Source organism: Hymenobacter nitidus (assembly GCF_020447315.1).
Taxonomy (GTDB): Bacteria; Bacteroidota; Bacteroidia; order Cytophagales; family Hymenobacteraceae; genus Hymenobacter; species Hymenobacter nitidus.
Genome location: NZ_JAJADQ010000007.1, coordinates 157,855 through 176,909 on the forward strand (window position 1 = coordinate 157,855; position 19,055 = coordinate 176,909).

At 60.7% G+C, this 19,055-nt stretch carries 15 protein-coding genes and 1 tRNA gene; 7 read left to right on the forward strand and 9 right to left on the reverse strand.

The window, feature by feature from the left end:
- Positions 1–75: 75 nt before the first annotated feature.
- The 3 genes from LGH70_RS14355 (at position 76) to LGH70_RS14365 (ending at position 4,185) form a co-directional block, all read left to right on the forward strand.
- Complete coding sequence (locus LGH70_RS14355) at positions 76–840, forward strand: hypothetical protein (RefSeq protein WP_226186904.1); 765 nt, start codon at positions 76–78, stop codon at positions 838–840.
- Between the two features lie 426 nt (positions 841–1,266).
- Positions 1,267–3,507, forward strand: a complete 2,241-nt coding sequence (locus tag LGH70_RS14360; RefSeq protein WP_226186905.1) for an ATP-binding protein — start codon at positions 1,267–1,269, stop codon at positions 3,505–3,507.
- A gap of 144 nt (positions 3,508–3,651) precedes the next feature.
- Complete coding sequence (locus tag LGH70_RS14365) at positions 3,652–4,185, forward strand: GAF domain-containing protein (RefSeq protein ID WP_226186907.1); 534 nt, start codon at positions 3,652–3,654, stop codon at positions 4,183–4,185.
- 27 nt (positions 4,186–4,212) lie between these two features.
- On the opposite strand, the gene LGH70_RS14370 is transcribed toward LGH70_RS14365, so the two are convergent.
- Together LGH70_RS14370 and LGH70_RS14375 are read right to left on the reverse strand one after the other, a co-directional pair.
- A complete protein-coding gene (locus tag LGH70_RS14370) occupies positions 4,213–7,173 on the reverse strand; it encodes a PAS domain S-box protein (protein WP_226186910.1) in 2,961 nt (986 codons plus the stop codon).
- A 385-nt stretch (positions 7,174–7,558) separates the two neighbouring features.
- A tRNA-Thr gene (locus tag LGH70_RS14375) sits at positions 7,559–7,631 on the reverse strand.
- A gap of 192 nt (positions 7,632–7,823) precedes the next feature.
- Between LGH70_RS14375 and LGH70_RS14380 the strand changes: the two genes are divergently transcribed.
- The 3 genes from LGH70_RS14380 (at position 7,824) to LGH70_RS14390 (ending at position 9,428) form a co-directional block, all read left to right on the forward strand.
- Positions 7,824–8,300 (forward strand): hypothetical protein, encoded by a 477-nt coding sequence (locus tag LGH70_RS14380; RefSeq protein WP_226186913.1) that lies wholly within the window; start codon positions 7,824–7,826, stop codon positions 8,298–8,300.
- Positions 8,301–8,370: 70 nt separating this feature from the next.
- Positions 8,371–9,126: an FkbM family methyltransferase gene (locus LGH70_RS14385; protein ID WP_226186916.1), complete on the forward strand. Its 756-nt coding sequence runs from the start codon at positions 8,371–8,373 to the stop codon at positions 9,124–9,126.
- Positions 9,127–9,131: 5 nt separating this feature from the next.
- On the forward strand, positions 9,132–9,428 hold the full coding sequence (locus LGH70_RS14390; protein ID WP_226186919.1) for a DUF4834 family protein: 297 nt from the start codon (positions 9,132–9,134) through the stop codon (positions 9,426–9,428).
- Positions 9,429–9,507: 79 nt separating this feature from the next.
- Here LGH70_RS14390 and LGH70_RS14395 read toward each other — a convergent pair whose 3' ends face one another.
- The 5 genes from LGH70_RS14395 to LGH70_RS14415 all read right to left on the reverse strand — a co-directional run bounded on the left by LGH70_RS14395 (position 9,508) and on the right by LGH70_RS14415 (position 16,625).
- Entirely contained in the window at positions 9,508–12,114 is a 2,607-nt protein-coding gene (locus LGH70_RS14395; protein WP_226186922.1) for a DUF5686 and carboxypeptidase regulatory-like domain-containing protein, read from the reverse strand.
- 227 nt (positions 12,115–12,341) lie between these two features.
- Positions 12,342–13,316 carry a ferritin-like domain-containing protein gene (locus LGH70_RS14400; protein ID WP_226186925.1) on the reverse strand — a complete coding sequence of 325 codons (975 nt, stop codon included), beginning with the start codon at positions 13,314–13,316 and terminating at the stop codon, positions 12,342–12,344.
- Between the two features lie 34 nt (positions 13,317–13,350).
- Positions 13,351–14,166, reverse strand: a complete 816-nt coding sequence (locus tag LGH70_RS14405) for a ferritin-like domain-containing protein (protein WP_226186928.1) — start codon at positions 14,164–14,166, stop codon at positions 13,351–13,353.
- A 213-nt stretch (positions 14,167–14,379) separates the two neighbouring features.
- Positions 14,380–15,261, reverse strand: coding sequence for a DMT family transporter (locus tag LGH70_RS14410; RefSeq protein WP_226186929.1), 882 nt, complete (start codon positions 15,259–15,261; stop codon positions 14,380–14,382).
- Positions 15,262–15,326: 65 nt separating this feature from the next.
- A complete protein-coding gene (locus LGH70_RS14415; RefSeq protein ID WP_226186930.1) occupies positions 15,327–16,625 on the reverse strand; it encodes an MFS transporter in 1,299 nt (432 codons plus the stop codon).
- A 97-nt stretch (positions 16,626–16,722) separates the two neighbouring features.
- On the opposite strand from LGH70_RS14415, the gene LGH70_RS14420 reads away from it, so the two are divergent.
- Positions 16,723–17,226: a regulatory protein RecX gene (locus LGH70_RS14420; RefSeq protein ID WP_226186931.1), complete on the forward strand. Its 504-nt coding sequence runs from the start codon at positions 16,723–16,725 to the stop codon at positions 17,224–17,226.
- A 162-nt stretch (positions 17,227–17,388) separates the two neighbouring features.
- On the opposite strand, the gene LGH70_RS14425 is transcribed toward LGH70_RS14420, so the two are convergent.
- Positions 17,389–18,024, reverse strand: coding sequence for a DUF4230 domain-containing protein (locus LGH70_RS14425; RefSeq protein ID WP_226186932.1), 636 nt, complete (start codon positions 18,022–18,024; stop codon positions 17,389–17,391).
- Positions 18,025–18,090: 66 nt separating this feature from the next.
- The gene (locus tag LGH70_RS14430; RefSeq protein ID WP_226186933.1) at positions 18,091–19,011 is read right to left on the reverse strand and encodes a 1-aminocyclopropane-1-carboxylate deaminase/D-cysteine desulfhydrase; all 921 of its coding nucleotides are present in this window, start codon (positions 19,009–19,011) and stop codon (positions 18,091–18,093) included.
- Positions 19,012–19,055 lie beyond the last annotated feature (44 nt).

The window sequence follows — 19,055 nt, forward strand, 5'->3', positions numbered from 1 at the left end:
ATGGTTTACGAATAGAGACACACTTGGCCTGATCGTCAAGACTCTTTTTTTTCCGTACTAACCCACGAATTTGTCATGGAAAACAAGCAGAACCAGCCCAACTCGGGTGCCAACAAGAACTCTACTTCCTCCGCCCAGTCAGCTTCTACTCCTTCTTCGCAAGGTGCTTCGGGCGCTCAAAATACATCTGCCTCCACCAGTTCCAGCGGCGCGGCCAACTCCCGGACGGCCTCTTCGGAGTCGTCTGCCAATGATACGAACCGCACCAGTGCCAGCATGAATACCCAGGCTCAGAACCAGGCCCAGGAGCGCACCGGCAGCCAGCTGGATCAAAACAAGCAGCAAGGCAACCAGTCGTGGATGAACGTATCGTCGTGGCTGGATGGCAGCAAGGAAATTCCACAGTCGGTAAAAGACTTCGGCACCAAAGCCCTCGACCAGGTAAACAAGCTGAGTACGACCCAAAAAGTGGTAGGCGGTGCCCTGCTGCTGGGCGGTATTGGCTGGCTGTCGATGCGCGGCAACACCAGCAAATCGTCAGGCCGCAGCAGCTACCGGCCCAAGTCGGATTCGGACTATAGCTCGGGTAAGTCCTACAGCGCCGGTCAGAAAGAGTATCTGGCCAACTACGGCTCGGGCCGCAGCAGCAGCACGCCCGAAAGCCGTTCGGGTCGCTACGGTTCCGATTATGGCTCCTCCGCTTCCAACTCGGACTACCGCTCGTCGGGCTCTTCGTCCAGCAAGGATATCAGCTCCGGTAACTCTGGCTACCGTAGCGGCAGCGCTAACACCAGCAGTTCGTCGAGTCTCGGTGATGATGACTACAGCGGCAACCTCTAATTGAGGCTCCGTTTGTGAAAAGGGCCAGGAGCAAATGCTCCTGGCCCTTTTTTATGCGGCCACCCCAGTCGGCAGTCGGGTAGTTAAATGCGCTGGTGACTACCAGTCAGCTGAGTAGCGGGGCGCACGTCGGCTTACACTTTGGAACCAGCTATTCTGTGCCTGCTGCTGCTGCGTGTCGGTCAGGTAGAGCAGAAGATCCGGCTGGCGTGCCCTGGAAACAGTCCGATTCTTAAATTATATAACTTTTCATATATAGATTACTTCTGCCTCAGGCAGTGGCTGCTACCCGGCGGTAATGTATCTTCCCGTCTGGTTGCGTGACCAGTGCTAGCCCGCTACATTTTTTAGGGTTTGCTGCCGGCATTTGTGGATGGGGCGCGCCTGGATTTTCCTTGGTTTTGAAATTTCATTTACCGTCTTCTAGTGCCGCTGGTCGTCGCCCGGGTTCTGCTTGTTCTGTTGGTGCTGCTCGGCTTGCCGGGCAGGGCCCAGCACCGGTATTGGGATGCCGATTACGACTCTTTACGACTGGTACTAAACCGGCAGCAAACCGATACCACCCGCCTGCGCACCCTGGTGCATCTGCTGGACCTGACCCGGCTGGACGAAGCCCGGGAGCGGCGCTACGCCCTGGGGTTCCTGGATGAGCTGCTGGTATTGAATCAGCGGGTGCAGGCCTTCGAGCAGGCGCCGTACCGGGTGCTGCGGCAGGGAGCGGGCTTCTGGGAGCAGGGCAACCACAACGAGCAAGCCCTGGAAGCAGTGAAAAAAGCTATTTACCTGTTTGATCAGGTGGGCCGGCCGGTGCCGCGGCTGCTGGTGGAAGTAGCACCCCTCTACAACCGGCTCAACCAGATAGAGGAACGTTACGCCTTTTACCGCGACAAGCTGGCGTACTACCGCATCAAAGGCAGTAAGGAAAATATTGCGGCCTGCTACCTCTCCATCGGGGGCTATTACCGGCGCAAAGGGGCCTACAACCAGGCCATCAGCAACTTTCTGCGGGCGGCCGAGTTGTTCAGGCATTTCGATCAGCACTACTACATTACCGAGCTGAAAGTAGCCGGGGCCAACTACGCCGAGTGGGGCAACAGCACCAAGGCCCTGCACTATTTACGTCAGTCCGTGAGCCTGGCCAACCGCTACGCCCTGCGGGGTGGGTACGGAGTAGATGCCTATACGCTCCGGAGCATTTCCAGGCTGTATCTGGTGCAGCAGGATACGGCTGCTGCCCGGCGCTACGCCACGCTTTCACTGGCCGTGCGGGGGCGGGCTTCCATGAACGAGCAGGAAGACCGCGCCTACGGGCTGGTGCAGAGTGGGCTGGTGCTGCTGGCCATGAAAAAAGGAGCCCGGGCGCTGCCGATTCTGCAGGAAGCCCAGCGTCTGGCCGATTCCCTGCACCTGACTCTTATGGGCCGGCGCCAGGGCGAGTTTGAGCTAACCGCGGCCTGGGCACGCTACTACACGATACTAGGGGATGACGGGCGGGCTGAGCAGCTCTGGCAACAGGCATATCAGGAAGCCCGCGCCAGCAAGCTCAGCGTGCTGAGAAAGAACTACCTGCATGAGCTGTCCAGCTTCTACGATGCCCGCAACAAGCCCGGGCAAGCCCAGCAATACTCGCGGGCCTACATGGCGCTGGCCGACTCGATGAGTGAGGCCCAGGGCGCTTACCATCTGGCTCAGTACGAGGGCGAGCGGATGGAAAATGCCCAGAGCGAGCAGATAGCCAATCTGCGGCAGGCCCAGGCGGTGCAGGCCGTGCACCTGCACCGGCGCAACCAGCTGCTGCTCGGCGCCCTGCTGACCATCGTGGTGGTATCGGGGCTGGGTGGGCTGGTGTACTGGCAGCTACGGCGCAACAAGCGGACGCTGCGGCAGCTGCGCCAAACCCAGAATCAGCTGATAGCCTCCGAAAAGTGGGCGTTTGTGGGTGAGTTGTCGGCCGGTATTGCCCACGAGCTGCAGAACCCGCTGAGCTTTATGAAGAAGTTTGCCGAGGTCAGTTCGGCCATGCTGGAGGATATGCCCCGGCAATCGGCCTCATCCGATAGACTGGAGCAGGAGATTGTGGCCGGCCTCAAGCAGAACCTGCAGGAAATCAGCCAGCATGGCGTGCGGGCCTCGTCCATTATCAAGGATATGCTCGACCATTCGCGGGCCGGCACCGGGCAGCGCGCGCCGACCAATGTAAATTCCTTGGTAGAGGAATACCTGCGCCTGGCGTATCAGGGCCTGCAAAGCCAGGACAAAAGCTTCCGGGCCGAGCTGGTTACCGTACTCGACCCAGCCCTGCCGCTGGTCAGCCTGGTGCCCCAGGATATGGGCCGGGTGCTGCTGAACCTGTTCACCAATGCCTTCCACGCCGTGCGCCAGCGGCAGCGGCAAACCGATGCGCCCTACCAGCCCACCGTGAGCATACACACGAGGTCGTTGCCAGATGGAACCGTGGAAATCAGGGTGGGCGACAATGGCACCGGCATGCCGGAGAGTGTCCGGGCCCGCGTGTTTGAACCGTTTTTCACGACCAAATCGGTTGGGGAAGGCACCGGCCTGGGGTTGTCACTCAGTGTTGACATTATTAAAGCGCACGGGGGCACGCTGCAGCTGGAAACCCAGCAGGGGCAGGGCACGGAGTTTATTGTGGGGTTGCCTGCCTAGCCACGGTGGCACACCATTGTAGCGCAACCTCCTGTTTCACCGCTTTGGCGGCCTCCCCGTATACCCCGAAATCCCGGGTGCCGAGGCTCACGTCATCTTGCCTGCGCCCCGGTTACGAGTTCTGCCACCCCGCCTTACCAAGCTATGACTGCTACGCCTATTGCCGAGCTTACCGCAGTGCTGACAGCCAGTGCCCCGCCCGCCGAGCGGCTGCAACAGGCCCTCGACCTGGTGGGCCCCCACCTGCGCGCCGACCGGTGCTTTCTGTACGTCCGCGACCCGGCCCGGGAGCGTGGCCGCATAGCTCTCGTGTGGCGGCTGGACGAGGCCGTACCTGACCCGCGTCACGACTGGCAGCCTGACACCGGCGACCTGCCCCGGGAAGACCCCTTGTTTCGGGCGGCGCTGGCGGCGCAGCCCTCGGTGTATATCGATGATGTGCGGCAGGCCGGTCCCGAGGTGCTCAATCAGGAATTTGAGCGCCGCACGTTTGGGCACCGGGCCCTGGTGCATGCCCATATCAACGATACCCAGGGCCAGCTCTGGGGGATTCTGCAGCCCTGCCTGTTCGACCACCCCCGCCACTGGACCGTGGCCGAGCGGGACTACCTGGCGGCCGCCGTGCCGTTGTTTCTGCCGGTTATTCAGGCGTACATGCGGGAGCAGGGGCCGGTCTAAAAGGTACCCCGGCCGGGCAAAGTCCTACTAAACGCCCTGCGAGAGCGAAACCAGCTTCTGCTCCAGCTCCTGGGCGGCCAGGGCACACACGGTTTCTATCTTGGCGTAGAGGCCCAGCAGCGTAGTCATGGTTTCTGCGCTGGCACCGTCGCCGGCATCCGTGGGAATCAGGTTGACGGCCAGGGCCTGAATGGCTTTGGCGACGTCCTCGAATTCGGGGTCGATGCCGATGGTGGCGAAGGTGGGAATAATGGAGTGCGTCGCGCGTTTCAGCGTTTTCCATTCCCGCTCGGCAATGGCTTTTTTCATGGTCTGCACCAGCTGCGGAATCTCCTGCAGGTAGAGCCGAATCATTTCGGCCATGCGCGCGTCGCTCTTGGTAATGCGCTTCAGGTAGTCGAAGTTGACGCAGGCGGCCGGTGCGGGCTTCAGGCTTTCACGCACGGGCACCACGGCGTTTTTGTCGTAGTCGCCGTTCTTCAGGTGCTTGATGATTTTGCTGTAAAGCAGCTTGTCATCAATGGGCTTGGAAATGTAGTCGTTCATGCCCACGGCCTTGCACTTCTCCACGTCCACGGTCGTCACGTCGGCGGTCAGGGCAATGATGGGCACCTTTAGGTGGAGCTGGGTGCGGATGTACTCCGTGGCGTCGAAGCCGTTCATTTCCGGCATCTGCAAATCCATCAGCACCACGTCGTAGCTGGTTGTGCGCAGCTTCTCGACGGCTATTTTCCCGTTGCCGGCCACTTCCATTTCGAAGCCGAAGTCTTCCAGCAGGGTCTTCATCAGCAGCTGGTTGAGGGCAATGTCTTCCACCACCAGAATCTTGACGTCTTTAAAGCCGGGCTCCAGTTCGATAATGAGGCCCAGGTCGGTTTCGGCCTTTTCCTGGGTCTTGTTGAAGCTCAGGATAAAGCTGAACGTCGAGCCTTCGCCCACCTTGCTCTTCACGTTGATAGTACCGCCCTGGGGCTCCACCAGGTTCTTGACGATGGCCAGGCCCAGCCCGGTGCCGCCGTACAGGCGGCTGGTGCCGCTGGTAGCCTGCTGAAAATCGTCGAACACGGTGCTGAGCTTGGCTTCCTCAATACCAATACCGGTGTCGGTGACGGCAAACTCCAGGATGACCTTTTCGCTGTCCTGCACCAGCATGCGCACGCCCACGGTTATTTTGCCTTCACTGGTAAACTTGACGGCGTTGCTCACTAGGTTGAGAATAATCTGGTGCAGGCGCACCGGGTCGCCCACCAGCACTTCCGGGATTCTGGTGTCGTAGTCCATCACCAGGGCCAGGTTTTTTTCCTGAATTTTGGTTTCGAACAGGTGTACCATGGCTGCCACCGACGAGGAGAGCTTAAATGGAATCTTCTCGAAGGTCATCTTGCCCGCATCCACCTTGGCCAGGTCCAGAATGTCGTTGATGAGCACAATCAGCGTGTCGCCGCTGAGCTTGATGGCCGTCAGGTACTCTTTCTGCTTGTCGGTCAGCTCGGTTTTCAGCACCACCTTCGTAAACCCGATGATGGCATTCATGGGCGTCCGGATTTCGTGGCTCATGTTGCTGAGAAACTGCTGCTTGGCTTTTACAGCATTTTCGGCAATGGCCGTAGCGGTTTCGGCTTTGGCTTGGGCTTCCTCGGCCAGCACGGTGGCCCGCTCGGCGGCAGTTTTGGCTTCGTTCAGCTCGGTGGCAATGCGTTTCTGGTCGGTTACGTCGCGCGCCACGATTACTACGCCCAGCACTACGCCCTGGTCGTTTTTGTAGACCGAGCCGTTGAAGAGCACGTCCGTGAGCTTGCCTTCCTTGTGGCGCAGCGTCAGGGGCGAATCGGCCACGGTGCCCTTGGCAAACACTTCCTGGTAGACCTCGCGCGCCATTTGCGGGTCGGTGAAATACACGAAGAAATCGGAGCCGATGAGCTGCTCGCGGGCCATACCCGTGATGCTGACCGTGGCCTCGTTCATGTCCGTTATCTTCCCCTCCGGGCTGATGGTTACCAGCGGGTCGCGGCTGGCCTCAATCAGGCCGCGGGCGTAGTTGGCCACGCGCAATTCAGCCGCGCGCTTCACTTTCTCGTCGTTCTGGAAGGCCAGTTCCTTGTTGGCCAGCACCAGCTCGGCGGCGCGCTTTTCCTTTTCATCATTCTGAAAGGCCAGCTCAATGTTGGCGATACTCAGCTCAGCGGCGCGCTTTTCCTTCTCGTCGTTCTGGAAGGCCAGCTCCTTATTCGCAACGCTCAGCTCCTGGGCGCGTTTTTCCTTCTCGTTGTTCTGGAAGGCCAATTCCTCGTTGGCAATGCTGAGCTCGGCCGCTCTTTTTTCTTTCTCGTCGTTCTGAAAAGCGAGTTCCTTGTTAGCTATACTCAGCTCTTGGGCCCGCTTCTCTTTCTCGTCGTTCTGAAAGGCCAATTCCTTGTTGGCAACGCTCAACTCCTGGGCCCGTTTCTCCTTCTCATCGTTCTGAAAAGCCAGCTCCTTATTGGCTACACTCAGTTCCTGAGCACGCTTTTCCTTCTCGTCGTTCTGGAAGGCTAGCTCTTCGTTGGCGATGCTGAGCTCGTCGGCCCGCTTTTCCTTTTCATTGTGCTGGAAGGCCAGTTCCTTGTTGGCAATGCCTAGCTCGGTGGCCCACTTCTTCTCGGCAATTTCCCGCGCCACGATAACGGCGCCCAGTAGCGCGCCCTGGTCGTCCTTATATACCGAGCCATCGAAGAGCACTTCGGTCAGGGCGCCGTTGGTGTGGCGCAGCGTCAGCGGCACGTTGGTCACCGCGCCCTGGGTGATAACCTCCTGGTACACTTCCCGGACAGCTTCGGGCTCGGTGAAGTAGTTGAAGAAGTCGGAGCCCAGCAGGGTTTCGCGGTCGACGCCCGTGATTTTTACCGCCGCCTCATTCGTATCGATAATAGCGCCCCGCAGATTCACGGTTACCAGTAAATCCTGGCTGGCTTCAATCAAGCGCTGATACCTCTTTTCGCTTTCCTTCATAGTAGTAGTGATACTGACTCCAAAGGCAAGCTTCAGGTCTTACGGGGTGCCTGAGTTTACATGACGTGCAGAAAGAAGTCAGGCTCACGTGGTTAAGCCGGGTGAAACTTCTCTGAGTACAATCTGTGGTCTAAGAAATTCGTCTTAGAGAGCTGAAAGCCACGTAAGGTACAACCTTTGCGGCACAAGAAATTTTATATCGGTACGCCGGCTCAGCGGCCCGGGTAGCTAGCGCGTAGCTTCGCTCGTTTCCCGGCCGGCTATGGCAAAAAGGCGAGGATGCTATTACCTGGCAAGTGCCACTGCCGGGCTAAAATGCAAAAAGTCCGAAAAACGCCATTCGCTACGCGAGGAGGGTCTTTCGGACTTTCTAATCACTACTATGAGCCTCTTATTGGACTCGAACCAACGACCTGCTCATTACGAATGAGCTGCTCTACCAACTGAGCTAAAGAGGCATTTCCCAAGGTTCCTTGCGGGGTTGGGGTGGCAAAGATAGGAAGCCTGGGGAACAAGGCGCAAGTAGTAGCCGTAAAAAATTACGCTCCGCCGCCGATTTTCTGGTTACAACCCCTTTCCGGCGTTTGGCGTTTGCAGAGCAGCCCTGCCTCCCGGGGGCCCAACAACGCTCTAACCCCTTTCTACCCGCTATGAAAACCACTAAGCCTTCCGCTCTTCCGCAGGCCCTGGGCAGTGGCCTGGCCGGCGCCCTGGTCCTGACGGCCATTCACGAAACGGCCCGCCGTCTCTTGCCCGACGCGCCCCGTATGGATGTGCTGGGCATGCGGGGCCTGCGTAAGCTGCTGGGCAAAGCCCACGCCCCCCAGCCTGCCCCCGACACGCTCTTCAACCTGACCATGGCCGGGGATATTTTATCCAATGGTCTGTACTACAGTTTGGTGGGCCGGGGTAAAGAGGCGTGGCGGCGCGGGACTCTGCTGGGCCTGGCCGCCGGCGTGGGCGGCGTGGTGCTGCCCGGGCCGCTGGGCCTGGGCGAAGCGCCCAGCAACCGCACCCGCCAAACCCAGCTGATGACCGTCGCATGGTACTTGCTGGGCGGCCTGGCAGCGGCCGGCGCCTCGCGGGCCTGGAGCCGGGCCCGGAAAAGAAGCAAGCAAAGCTCCTAAGCGGCCGGCTCTCCAGGCCTGAGAGCAAGGGCGTCGTAGATTCCGCGCTTTGCCGCATCTTTGCAGCCTGATGAAAGAACTCCGCAAACTGCTGGTTCGGGCCCTGGGCTTCGAGCGTTATATCCGCCTGGTCAGCCGCGTATACCTGCGCATGGTGGGTGCCGGCTGGGGAAAGGAGAAGTACCCGGAGCTGTTTTTCCTGGAGCAGATTATCAAGCCCGGCTTCGTGTGCCTCGACATCGGCGCCAACCTGGGCTACTATTCCGTGGCCCTATCGCGGCTGGCCGGCCCCGAGGGCAAGGTGCTGGCCGTGGAGCCGATTCCGCTATTTCAGAAAATCTGGCGCGACAATGTGCAGCTCAGCGGGTACGCCAACGTGACGCTGCTGCCCTACGCGCTGGGCGGCGAAAATATGACCGTGCGCATGGGCACGCCCGAGCGCAACGGCCTGCTGCACCACGGCATGACCAAAGTGGCTTCCAGCAACACGGCCGAAACCTACGCCCGCACCTACGAAGTACCCATGCGCATTCCCGACGAGCTGCTGGCCGATTTGTCCCGCCTCGACTTCGTGAAATGCGACGTGGAAGGCTTCGAGTCGGAGGTGTTTCGCAACATGCAAGCTACGCTGCGCCGCTTCCGGCCCCTGATTCAAACCGAGCTCAACGGTTTGGAAAACCGCCAGACCGTGGTCAATCTGCTGGCCGGCCTAGGCTATAAACCATTTGTGCTGTCCGCGCGTTTGGAGCTTGTGCCCTGCTCCGACGAGCAGCTCCGCAGCCCCGTTACGGCCGACTTTTACTTTCAACCCACTGCTACTGCCTAAGCCTGATGATCGTCAAGTTTCTGCTTATTTTCCTCGTTCTTTCCCTTACCGTGCGCTTTATCCTGCCGGTGCTCCTGCGGTTTCTCGTGGGCCGGTTCGTGCAGAAGCAGGCCCGGCGCTACGGGCAGCAGTTTGGCAGCGGCTCGCCGTTCGAAGCCGCCTTTGGCACCCCGCCGCCCCCGCGCAACCCCTCACCGGCGGGTGGCAACGTGCAGGTCGATTTTGTGCCACCCAAAGCGCCGAAAGGCAAGCCCCAGGAGTTTCAGGGCGGCGAATACGTTGATTTCGAGGAGGTCAAATAAGCCCCACTCTGTTTATAAAAAAAGCCAAGGCCCCGTGGTAGCACTACCACGGGGCCTTGGCTTTTTACCGCACCAGAAGCTAAATGCCGATGCCGATGCGGATACCTGAATCTAGGCGCCGCGCCGACTGCAGGCCGGTGAAGAAGTCGACGCGCAGGGCCTTGAAGATGTGCTCGACGCCCACGCCCAGCTCGGCATAGTGGCCGGCGGTGGGCGTGTAGAGGTAGTTCAGGGTAGCTACTTCCTGCCATTTGAGGCGGCGGAACAGCGGGATTTTATTGAAGAAGAACCCGTTGAAATGGTGGCTGAAGTGGCCCACGGCGTACCGGTCGGCGGTGCTGTAGCGGTAGTAGTCCAGGAGCTGGAACTGCTGCTCGAAGCTGATGGTCAGGGCCGTGCGGTTGCCGGCAAAGTGGCGGTAGTCGACGAAGCTCAGGTCGGTGTTGCCCAGGTAGGCGCCGGCCGTGCCGCTAAGCCGGGTTTCGCCGAATAGCCCGAAGCCCAGCTCCTTGCGCACACCCAGTTCCAGGCGGGTGAAGCGCACATCGGAGCCCAGCACGCCCCGCAGGCCCTGGCGCAGACCCAGCGTGAGGCGCGGGTAGCGGGAGTTGTAGAGGTTGAACTTGCCGTCGGGGCGGGTAACGTACTTCTGGCCCGGCTGCCAGTTCAGGCTCAGGTCCAGCGTCAGGGCCTGGCTGCGGCCAAAGCCGGTACCTTGAGGCAGCTCGGCGGCTTCGGGCCGATTGGGCGTGAGGGCCCGGCCCGGCACGTCGCGCAGCACCCCGATGGTGGTGTTGTATAGCTCGCGCCGGTCGGCGTAGCCCGCGGCCAGGTTCATGAACAGGCCATTAACCAGCTCCATGCGGTAGTTCAGCTCCAGGCCATCGTTCTGATAGTACTTGTAGTAGTTGCGGTTGGCCAGCAGCGTGTAAGTGGTATTGATCAGCGGAGAGTTGAAGGGCGCGTGGGGCTGGTTGTTGTAGGGGTCGAAATCCAGGATGGTGCGGCCCACGGCAAACCCGACGCGGCTGAACGACTCGGGCCGGAACGTGTAGCTGCCCCGCAGGCTGGGGCTGAACTGCCGGCTCGAAAACCCGTAGCGCAGGGCCGGCTCCAGCATGTAGCTGCGGCGGTCCTCGTAGGTCTGGGTCAGGGTGGCATTCAGGTTGATAACCACGCCTTCCACCGTGTTATACACCATTTTATCGGTTGGCGAGTCAACAGAGATAAAGCGGCGACGGTAGGTGTTGCTATACGTATAGCCGCCCAGCAGCAGAGAGGTAAAGTCGGGCTTGTTGCGAATCCGGTCCATCGAATCCTGGTAGGGCTTCGACTTCTGAATAACTTCCACGCTGTCTTTCACGCGGTAGTCCTTCACCTCTTCCTCGCTCAGCGGAATGGGCCGAATGGAGTCCCAATAAGCCAGATTCCGCTCGTTGGCGCCTTTTTCAATCAGCATCACCTGGCCTTTGGCCATCGGCTCGAAGGCAATACCGCCCTCGGGCAGCGGAATTTCCTCCTGGGCCTTGGCGCGGGCGTCGCGGCGGATAGTGCGAGTGAGGCCGCGCAGCTGAGGCCGCTGCTGCTTGGCTTCGGCCACGGTTTCGCGGTGGGCCGGCTCGGCGGCGGGCGGGGGCGTGGCGGCAATAACGGGCGGGGCAGGGTAGGTGGGCGTCACGCGGTAGTTCGACAGCACCGCGTTGATGCTGCCGTTGCCCTTGAAGCCCAGGCCGCCGGCCGTCAGATTTACTTTCTGCGACTGAATAATCCAGGCCTGGGGGTGGCCGGGCGCCGGGGCGTACAGGATTTCGACCCGGAGCTTATCCACGTACTCAATGCCCGAGTTGGAATCCAGGCTCAAATCGAGGCTGTGCAGGCGCCAGGTGCCGTCTTCGGCAATGTAGATGAAGCCCGTAAAGGCCGGGTCGATGCGGTGGCGGGGCGTCACGCGGATTTTGTTGATGGTAATACCGTTCTGCTGCGAGGTGCCTACCAGCTCGTAGCGGTAAAACTGCATGGCATTCTGGGCCACCGGCGACACGAAGCCCCGCTCGGAAAAGCCCGACTGGAGCAGGTTGTCGTAGAAGTTGAAGCTCTTAGAGGCCCTATTAAAGCTGAAGCCCTTGCTGCTGCCGCTCACCCGCGACGAAATCATGCGCTCCTGAATCTTGCCCGGCTGCCGGAAGGTCAGATCCGACAACGATTCGGACAGGTACACCACGCCCGGCTTCAGGTCGGGACCCACCTTCATCAGCCCCAGAATCTTGTTGGGCACATCGGTGAGTCGGATAATGGACTTGATGTACATACGAGCCGTAAAAGCCGCCACCTCGGCCCGGTGGTACTTGCGCCAGTCGATGGCGTGCTGCACGATGGCGTAGGCCGGGTCTCGGTCGGAGGCCCGGATGAGCACCTCGCCCAGGTTGTAGTTTTCGGGCGTGAGCGTCACGTTCAGCACCGTGGCCGTGTCGCCGCCGGCCACGGTCAGGGTTTCGATGCGGGGCTTGAAGCCCACGTACTGAAACACGACTTCGTAGCGGCCGGCTTCCAGGCGCAGCTGGTAGTTGCCCTGGTCGTTGGAGGCGGTGCTGGTAGATGAGCCGCGCACGGCCACGTTGGCAAAGGCCAGCGGGTCGCCGTTGGGGTCGGTTATTTTGCCCCGCACGACGCCGGCCCAGGCAGGCATGGCACTCAGGAAAAGAACAAGCAATAGTAGAAATCGGGGCATAGCTGAATACTTCGCGCGGTAGGTGTGAAGGTAGATGAAATCCGGCATGGGAAGGTTGCTTTGCGCCCTGGCCCGCCTCATGCATTTGTCCTTCAGGTTTGGGGAAAATAGCTGCTGGTTTACCCCAAACAAAAAAGGACGACCCATGGGTCGTCCTTTTTCAAGAGTAGTCGGTGCCAGCCGCCTTACACAAACAGGGTGGTTGCGTTGTCCACGAAGTTGCGGGCAATGGCTTTGACCTTCACGTAGTCCAGCGGCTCGTCGAAAGCTTCCGAGGCGGCTGCCGCCGAAATTGCGCTGTCGGTGGAGATAGTACGGCCGGCCTGTACCAGGTTGTCTTCGCCGGGGAAGGTGATGCCGGTGGGCACGCCCGCCGGGGGCGGGTTGGTGCCGGGCCCGTATACGTCCCGGGTCGAGGGGTTCGTGTCGGGGGAGGGCCCCCCATTATCAAGGCCCGAAATCCAGCTTTTGGGCGACACGCGGGGGTCGGTGCCGGGCAGGGTGGTAGCCGCAGCAGCGCCCGTCGCGCCGGCGGCCAGGCCCCGGCGGATGGTGCGGATGTGGGAGCAGTGCCGGGCTTCGACCGAATGAATGTTCAGGGCCGTTTCCAGCACGTCCTTGTTGGTCATCAGGAAAGGAGCCCCGCCCTTGTAGGCCCGGATACCGGTATCGACAAAAGACTGCGCGACGCCGAAATACAGGGCCGTGCCACCCGGCAGCAGCGCCGTCGCGAAGGGACCCGTGCGGCTGCCCCGGCCGCCGCTGTAGTCGAAGGCGGCCCGGCCGGGGTCCGGAATAGCGGCGCTGCCCAGGGCCGTCCGCAGCGTTTTGATGTGGCCACTCTCGTCGTTGCGGATTTTCTCAATGGCTGCGCGGTCGGCCGCCGGAATCAGGCCCGCCACGCTCAGGCCCGTATCGTAGAAGTAGAATTCCAGGTACTCCAGGCTCAGAGCCAGGTTCAGCACGTCGTTCACCGAGGGGCCGGCCGTCTGACCATAGGCTTTGTTGAACAGGGCGGCTACAAAGCCGGGCATAGCGGCGGCCGTGAGCTTTTTGCCTATGCCCGTGAGGTGCTTAAACACGCGGCGGCGGGAGTCAAACCGTTCGTAGACTTCGGGGTCTACCTTTTCGATTTCAGTAATTATTTGGAACAGATCCATAACGGCAAGTCTGATTAAAACGAGAAAATAACCACTACCCCAGTCCGCTCACGTTGAGCTTGGAACCGGTTTGCAAAAACTGGTTGGCCACGACGATTACCTCAGAGGGTTTCTTCGATCTTTCCAGCCCCGAACCCGAGCCCACGCCGGGCGTCGAGGCACTGCCGGTGGGCGTAAACAGCTCTACCACATCGTTGTCGACGAAGGTGTTATAGCTCATCAGGTCGCGGATAAGCGCCGCGTGCCGGGCCTCTACCGACACGATTTTGCCCGCCAGGGCCAGGTTCACCGGGTTGGTGATGTAGCGCCCCGCCCCGTTGTAAGCGGCCACGCCCAGGTCTTCGAAGGCCATAGCGGCATCGAGCACGCCTAGCTTGGTACCGGCTGGGGCCCCGGCTGCCCGCCGGCCGACGTTGAAGTCGATAGTCGAAAAATCCGGGGCCAGATCCTTGATGATGCTGCCGGCCGGTATGGCGTTTTTGAAAAAGTCGCGGTGGGCTTTTTCGTGCAGGGCCAGGTCCGACAGAATCTGGCGTTCGGCGCTGTTGGCGCCCAGGCTGGCGAAATACGTGCCCGTGCCGCCCGCTATAACCTGGGCGTAGAAGGCGGCTTCGAGCTGCTCGAGGGCGTAGGCGTAGTTGAGCACGCCAGTGTCGCCGCTGCCGACGTTGACGGTATCGGCATTGGGGTCAACCTCGTTGTTGTCATCGTCGTCGCAGCCGGTCAGAACGAGGCTCGTGAGGGCCAGGCCCGCGCCGGTGTAGCGCAAAAAGTCGCGGCGCGGCAACGCCCCGAAAAGTCCGGCGGCGGGCTGGACTTCCGCCGGGACAGGGTTAGTTTTTTTGGTCATAATGGCTGTGGTAGTTAGCGTGATAAACTGCTTGATACCTACGCCTATAACTGCCTCCACTGCCCAGAAAACAACCCTAAATACGTCTTTGTGCGGGCAAAATAAGTATAGACTCTACTTGACTTGTAACAAGTACGGAGGGCAAAATCTGGGTTTATCGCCAATCCAAAAGTGGGGCCAATTCCGTACTTCGACTTCTCCGTCCAAACCTGGCTAGGCTACCACCTCCTCGGTCGGCGCCACGGGCGCGGCCTTGGCCTGCCGGCTGGTATACCACGTGTTCAGCACCACGCCTACCAGCACCAGAGCCATGCCCAGGTAGGAGGCCACGGGAAAGGTTTCTTGGAAGAAAATCAGGCCCAGGCCCACGGCGTACAGAATGCCGAGGTAGTTGAGGTTGGCCACGCTGGAAAGCTTTTCGGCCTGGTAGGCTTTGGTCATGCAGAGCTGGGCGCCCTGGGTAAACAGGCCCGTGAGGCCGAGCCAGAACCAGTCCTGACCCCGGGGCGGCACCCACTCAAACAGGCAGGCGCCGGCGGCAATGGGCAGGGCCACCAGCGGCATATAGAAGACGACCACCAGCGGGTCTTCCTTGCCCTTGAGCTTACGGATGGAGTTGTAGGAAAAGCCCGCGAAAAGGGCCGAGGCCACGCCCAGCGCCAGGTAGAGCGGGTCGACGCGCGTATCGACGCCCTCCACAATCAGCACGCCCAGAAAGGAAAGCAGGAAGAACAGCCACTGCCAGGGCTGCACTTTCTCCTTCACGATAAAAATGCCCAATACGGCCGTGAAAATCGGGGCCAGGTACTGAATGGTAACGGCCGTGGCCAACGGCATTTTCTGCAGGGTGAAGTAGTAGAGAATCAGCGACAATACGCCCGTAATGCCCCGGGCAATGAGGTAAAAGTGGTTGGAGCCCCAGGGCCGGATGCGCAGGGCTCGCAGCATCATATAGCTCAAGACTACTGACATAATGCTGCGAAACAGAATGATTTCCAGGGGCGGCAAGTGCGTCAGCAGCTTCACGCACACGTTCATCAGGGCGAAGAGCAGCGTGGACAGCAGCATGTAGCGGGCACCTCGGGTCAGGGGCATAGGGTGGGGCAATAGGCGTAGCGAGGGGAAGAACAGCAGCAGAACAAAGCTAACGGCCGGTTTGCTTACGCCCGGGCCTGCTCGGGCGCAGGGGTGGGCGGGGCGGCCAGCTCCTGGTAGCGCACCACCAGCACCAGCGCCGAGGCCACAATAAAGGCGCCCAGCGCCGCGTAGCCCCACACCACGTTGGCCCCGCGGGTGAAAAACGGCAGCGTAAAGAGCAGAATAAAGCCGGTGCGCAGCAGCACGTTGGCCACATTGAAAATGCTGTTTACCCGCCCGCTGACTTCGTTGGGTACGTGGGTGAACAGGTAGCTCACCCGCAGAATGCGGGTGCCGGCATTGGTGAAGCCCAGCACCAGGTGAAAGGCCAGAAACAAGCTCACCGAGCGGGTAGCCGCCGCCCCGCCAAAGCCCAGGCCCGCCACCAGCATGAGCAGGATGATGGAGCGCACCGGCGGCTGCCGCAGAAACACACGCCGCACAAATAGGCCCGCACTTAAAGCGCCCAGCGCGTAGGCTACCTCGGCGGCCCCGAAAGCGCCGGCCCCGGCCCGCAGATGGTTGTGGATGTACATGGGCATCAGGGCGTTCAGCTCGACGAGCAGGCCCACGAACACCGAGAAGGAAAACAGTCCGAACACCCAGATGGTGCGGTGCTCGCGCAGGTAGGTGATGCCCGTGCGCAGCCGTTTCCAGAGCGTGCCCAGCTCGACCTGCGTAAGCAGCACCGGCGTGTGCCGGATGGCGGCAATAAGGGCCACGGCCACCACGTAGGTCAGCCCGTCGAGCAGGAAAATCTGGTGCATGGGCCAGGCTTCTACCGCGAAAGGCAGCGTAACGGTGGTGCCCAGCACCTGGTATTGCCCGTTCAGCGGCAGGCCCTCGATGAGCAGCGCGGCCAGCGCCCCGCTCACTACCGACGTGGCCTGCCCCACAATTTCGATGGTGGATGTGATGCGCCCGTAGTCTTCCGGCCGGCTGATTTCCTGGGCGAAGGCATAAAGGTTGGGGTAATGAATGCCGTAGCCGAACACGGTGGTGGTGAAAGCCAGCATAATCCCGGCCGTGGGCAAGGAACCGTTCCAGAAGCCGTAGGCCGCCACGCCCAGCAGAATGGCGCCCTCCACGATGTTGGTCACCAGAAACACCCGCTTCCGGTCGAACCTATCGACCAGGGCACCGGCGTACATGCCCCAGAACAGGGAGGCAAACGTGACCAGGGCATACAGCAGGTTGAAAGTGCCCGAGGCTCCCTGCCGGGCAAAGTACCAGGGCACGGCCAGCATCGAAATGCCCTGCGCAAAGCCCGAAATGGCGTTGGCAGTAAACAAAAAGCGCAGGGCCCGGCGGTTTTCTTTCACGCGGCAAAGATGGGAAACGGTAGCTTGCAGCCGAACGACAAACCGCACCCGTGCGTTGTACTACACCGGCCGTTGGTAACCCGCGCCGCCCCCGATTATGTATCCAGACCAACCCAAGAAGAAGTTTTACACGCCCGGCGAGGCCCTGCCCAAAATTGCGGCCTACTGCGCCTACCAGGAGCGCACCACCAAGGAAGTAGAGTCCAAGCTGCGCGAATACGGGCTGAACGAAGACGAAGCCGGCGAAATCATCATTCGCCTGAGCCGGGAAAAGCTGCTCGATGAGGAACGCTTTGCCAAGTCCTTCGTGCGCGGCAAAGTCGGCATCAAGAAGTGGGGCCGCCGCCGCATCACCCAGGAGCTTAAGCAAAAGGGCCTGTCGGACTACTGCATCAAGGCCGGCATGAAGGAAATTGACGGCGACGTGTACTACCAGAACCTGGTGGACACCCTGGAAAAGCGCAACCGGGTGGAAAAGGAAAGCAACCAGCGCCTGCGCCGCCAGAAGCTCACCATGTTCCTGACGGTGAAAGGCTACGAAAACGACCTGATCAAAATGGCCCTCGATGATCTGGGCAAAGAGCCGGAAGGGGAGGATTAATTATATTGAGCGTCATGCTGAGCGCAGCCGAAGCATCTCTACCGCAATGCTATTCAACTGATAAAACAACGAAGCGGTAGAGATGCTTCGGCTGCGCTCAGCATGACAATACCACTGCACGCGAGATGTCTCGCTAAGACTCGACATGACTCCTTTTTTGCTTTACCGCCGCGGCGGCACCTGCGGCGGAGCGGTCTGCTGGGTAAGCACCACGCGGCGGCCGGTCATGGTTTCGAGCATGGGGCGCAGAATCTGCTCGGCGTTCTGCGTCGTCTGGGCCAGAATGCCGGACTGCAACGCGGCGCGCTGCACGTTCTTTTCGGCGTATTTGTAGCCTTCGTCTACTAGCTCGGCATCGTTGAAAAACGAGTTTTGGGTGCTGTAGACGCGGCTCTGGCTATGGTCGACCTGCCAGGTGCACAGCTCGGCGACGGGCAAGGCCACGCGCACCACCGAGTCGCCCTCGAACACTACATCCTGGGGCTTCACCTTGCGCAGATCCAGGCAGCCGATGGCGTTGCCGGCCACGATGAGGGCCACTTTCGAGTCGGGCAGAAACCGGTAGGTGCTCTTGCGGTACTCCACCACGTCCTTGAACTGGTAGCGCACCAGCTCCAGCCGGCCCAGGGCCTCAATCTTGGTCAGCACCGTGTTGTGCGTCACGGTGATGCGCGGCTCGGGGGCCAGCGGGTTTTCAAAGTCGAATAAGGCGGGCTGTACTTTCTTCCAGAGAAACCAGCCCAGGCCCACCAGAAACAGCAGGGGCAGCAGGCGGCGCAGCAAACGGGCAAGGGGCATAGGCGGGAAAGGCGGAACGACAGAGGTTAGGAGAAGTACGGCTCAGCTGAACCTTTGGCTGCCAAATTACGGCAGTTCCGGCCACCACTGGCTGCGTTGCTCAAACCGCTGCCGGAACCCCAGCCACCCCTGCAGGCCGCCGCTGTGCACCGCCACCACCGTGCTGCCCACCGCAAAGCAGCCCTGCCGAATCTGGTCGAGCAGGGCAAACAGCAGCTTGCCGGTATATACAGGGTCGAGCAGCACCCCGTGCCGGGCCTGAAACTCGCGGATGAAGCCCAGCAGCTCGGGCGAAAAGTGCGCGTAACCGCCGAAGTGGTAGTCGGTCAGCAGCTGCCAGTTGCTATAGGTGTGGCCCATGGCCTCCCGGGTCAGCGCATCTATTTCTTCCCGCAAAAAGCCGCCGTTCTTCAGGGCCGCTACGCCGATGGCCGTTTTTTGCCCCGCCAGCCCGGTGAGCATCCCCGCCAGCGTGCCGCCCGTACCGCAGGCTACTGCCACGGCATCGAAGTCGGTGTGCGCGGCCAGCTCGGGTATCAGCTCGGCGCAGCCTGGCAGGGCCAGGGCGTTGGTGCCGCCTTCGGGCAGCACGTAGGCCGGGCCGGTTTGGGTCAGAATTGCGGCCAATACCTCGGGCTCGTGCTTGCGGCGGTAGGTTTCCCGGTCGAGGTAGCGCAGTTCCATGCCGTCGGCCACGGCCCGGGCCAGGGTCGGGTTCAGCGGCAGCGTTTCTTCCCCGCGAATAAGGCCGATAGTGCGCAGGTTTTGCAGACGGCCAGCTGCGGCCACGGCGGCAATGTGGTTGGAAAACGCCCCACCAAAGGTCAGCAGCATATCATGGCCCTGCGCCTGGGCGGCTTGCAGGTTGTACTTAAGCTTCCGCCACTTATTGCCCGGTAGCTCCGGATGGGTCAGGTCGTCGCGGCATAGCAGCAGGCGGATGCCACGCTGGGATGCTATTGGCTCGTTGATTTCCTGAATAAGCATAGGGAAGGTAAAAGGCAAAACCCGTGTCATGGCGAGGCCAAAGG